This window comes from Vibrio sp. 1180_3 (assembly GCF_029478545.1).
Classification (GTDB): domain Bacteria; phylum Pseudomonadota; class Gammaproteobacteria; order Enterobacterales; family Vibrionaceae; genus Vibrio; species Vibrio aestuarianus.
The window spans coordinates 1-496 of sequence record NZ_SJFM01000170.1 but is presented as its reverse complement, the minus strand read 5'-3'; the positions used below and the strand labels follow the sequence as shown (position 1 = coordinate 496).

General features: G+C 38.3%; 1 protein-coding gene. It reads left to right on the top strand.

What is annotated here, in order from left to right; all coding sequences use genetic code 11:
* Positions 1-357 (top strand): hypothetical protein (locus EYW48_RS21420; RefSeq protein WP_277433070.1); only part of this gene is annotated, 357 nt, incomplete at its 5' end.
* Positions 358-496: the final 139 nt, after the last annotated feature.

The following is a 496-nucleotide window of genomic DNA, read 5'->3' as shown; positions in this document are numbered from 1 at the left end:
TATACCCTTTTATATTCCACATCAGAGGGTTATCATCCTATCTGGTGTTATTTATATTGTGAGTCTGTAGTGAAGTTTTGGCCTATTTCAGTGGTTTTGATAAGCGTTTTTTCCTTTGATAGTTTAGCGAATGATGTTTTGGACACTACTCCCTTATACCCAGATGAAAAAGGGTGTGCGAGTATTGTTTGTAAAAATGTAATTGAACCTCAGAGTGTCGATAAAGCTGATGACTTTCCTGAAAGGGCTGGTAATGAAACCTTGTCTTTTATCGGTAGTTTTCTATTTGCTATAGGTGAATGGGGTTTAGCTGAGAATTTGCAGGAAGAAGAATTTAGCGGAACGGCTAAAAACTAGAGGTTTTAAAAACGGGTATAACAAACAATTTAAGAGGGATTCCCAACGCTTGGCATTTTGCTTCTACTTCAATTTTAGTGTTTACGGTACAATGCGTTAGGTACGGTGGTAGCGTTGCTCACCCCTTAATTGGGCGTTA